This window comes from Guyparkeria sp., from assembly GCF_046545975.1.
Lineage (GTDB): Bacteria > Pseudomonadota > Gammaproteobacteria > Halothiobacillales > Halothiobacillaceae > Guyparkeria.
Map to the genome: position 1 here is coordinate 1 of NZ_JBKGYT010000135.1, position 2,536 is coordinate 2,536.

2 protein-coding genes are annotated in these 2,536 nt (G+C 67.4%); both read right to left on the minus strand.

What is annotated here, in order from left to right; all coding sequences use genetic code 11:
- On the minus strand, window positions 1-1,439 hold a 1,439-nt coding region (locus tag ACLFMY_RS08905), incomplete at its 3' end, for a glycogen debranching N-terminal domain-containing protein (protein WP_410764306.1).
- A gap of 18 nt (window positions 1,440-1,457) precedes the next feature.
- On the minus strand, window positions 1,458-2,495 hold the full coding sequence (locus ACLFMY_RS08910; RefSeq protein ID WP_410764307.1) for a glycosyltransferase family 4 protein: 1,038 nt from the start codon (window positions 2,493-2,495) through the stop codon (window positions 1,458-1,460).
- Between the last annotated feature and the right edge of the window lie 41 nt (window positions 2,496-2,536).

Genomic DNA, 2,536 nt, shown 5'->3' on the forward strand with positions numbered 1-2,536 from the left:
CGGGCCTCGTCGGTCTCGCCGAAGAGTTCGGCCAGGTCGGCCCCTGTCCGGAACGCGGCGTAGGCATAGCCCTGCACCTCGCTCAGGGCGATGGGGCCTTCGGCCAGCCGGCCGTCGGCATGCATGATCGCGTCGTCGGAATCCTTCCAGCCCTGGTTGACCAGCCCCTTGTCCCCGTGGCGCAGGTACTCGAGGAATCCGTCGCCATCGACGTCACCGTGACGGTCGATCCACTCCAGGGCGGCCTGGACATGCGGCCAGAGGTCGTGGAGAAACGCCCTGTCTCCCGTTCGGTCGTAGTACGCGCCGGCGAGCATCACGAACAGGGGCGTGGCATCCACCGTCCCGTAGTAGCGATCGAACGGGATAACGCCCAGCGCCGCCAGTTCGCCGTCCCGGGTTTCGTGGAGGATCTTGCCCGGCTCGGCCTCCCGCGCGGGATTCTCCTCCGTGGCCTGGGTCGCGGCCAGGTAGCTCAGCACGCCACGGGCGAACGCCGGGTTGACCCACAGGTATTCCAGTGCCGTGATCAGGCCGTCGCGCCCGAAGGGGGTGCTGAACCACGGCACCCCGGCGTAGGGGTAGGGGCCTTCCGGGGTGCGGGTCACCAGCATGTGCAGGTCGGAACGACCCCGGTCGATCCATTCGTTGAACTGTTCGTTCGAGGTGACGATCTCCGCATCGCCTGCCTGCGACTCCAGGATCTCCTCGTGCGACGTCTGCCGGGCCTTTTCGAAGGTGGTGGGCCGGGCGCGCGATTCGCCCTGCTCGCAGGTGACCGTGATCGGCACGTGGATTTCCTGCTTGGGCGCCAGCCGCAGGGACACGTCCATGCGCTCCCCGCGCCAGACGGGGTCGCAGTCGCCCCAGGTGATGCGGGTGGTGCGTTTCACTCCGTCGGCGCCGAGGTAGCCCAGCACCACGGCGTCCGCCGCCTGCCGGGGTGGCTCGGGGCGCGGCTTGTCGGGGTGCTCTACGCCGCGCACCTCGAAAATGTCGGCGAAGTCGGCGCCCAGGGAAAAGGACAGCCGGAAGCCAAGTTCTTCCTGGCCGAAATTGGTCAGTTGCAGTCGCTCGTACCACGTTCCTTCCCTGAGCAGGATCTTGCGGCGGATGTGCAGGGTGTCCTTGGCCACCCGGACGCCGTCCTCGACGAGATCGTCGTTGGTCAGGTCCACGTGCAGCAGGGCGCCGTCGGGCGAGACGTTGGAGGAGAGCAGCAGCGGCCGGGTATCGTTCACGAGCAGCTCCCAGCCCGACAGGTGACGGGTGCCGCGGTGGTAGAGGCCGAGCTCGCCCCGGCCGATGCCGGCGGCGTCCCCATGCTGATTGAGCACGGCGAAGGTGTCTCCGTACTTGAGTACCCGGGTGGCGGTTTCCACGAGGGGCGAGGTGACCTCGATGTAGGTCTGCCCGCCAAATTCGATCATTTCGTTCATGACGTCGATCTTCCTCCGTCAGAGGGCGGCTGACCGGTCAGTCAGGTTCCGATAGACGCGCAGATACTGGTCGGCCATCCGTGCCGCGGAGAAGCGTGCCTCGAAGCGCTGGCGCACCCGGGCACGATCCAGGTCGGCGCAACGCCCGACCGCGGTGACCGCATCGTCGAGCGTCTCCACCACGAACCCGGTCACCGCTTCGTCCAGCACCTCCGGCACCGCGCCGCGTCGCCACGCGACCACCGGCGTGCCGCAGGCCATGGCCTCGATCATCACCATCCCGAACGGCTCGGCCCAGTCGATCGGAAGGAGCAGTGCCATCGCGTTGCCGAGGAATTCGCCCTTCTCGTCGTCGCCGATCTCGCCGATGAATTCCACCAGCGGGTGTTGCAGCAAGGGGCGGACATGGCTGTCGAAGTAGTCCTTGTCGACGACATCCAGCTTGGCGGCCAGCCGGATGGGAAACCCGGCACGCAACGCGATCTGGATGGCGCGATCCGGGCGTTTCTCGGGGGACATCCGCCCCAGGAACGCGATGTAGTCGCCGCCATGCAGGTTGGGGCGATACAGGTCTGCGGGGATCCCGTTGTGGATCGTCCCATGCCAGTCCGCGTCCGGAATCGGGTGGCGTTGATCGCTGGAAATCGAGACCAGCCGGCGCTTCGGGTGGAAGCGAAAGAGCGCCTGCAGATCCGGGATGTCCAGGCGGCCGTGCAGGGTGGTCACGTCCGGCGTGGCGATGTTCCGCACCGCGGCGAAATGCAGGTAGTCCGTGTGGAAGTGAATGACGTGAAACCGATCCGCCTCCTGGCAGACCCGCTCGATCATGGCCAGGTGCGCGGCCGTCGGGTCGCGCAGTCCGCCGGCCTGGCGCAGTGCCCGATCGATACAGGGGACGAGCCGGGCCGAGGTGCGTGAATCGGCACTGGCATAGAGGGTGACGTCGTGGCCCGCGTCGACCAGGGCCTCGGTGAGGTAATGAACCACGCGTTCACTCCCCCCGTAGCCACGTGGCGGGACGCTTTCGTACAGCGGCGCGACCTGCGCGATCTTCATGCTGCCCATCCCGCGGGACTACCGTCCCACCCTGGGGAACC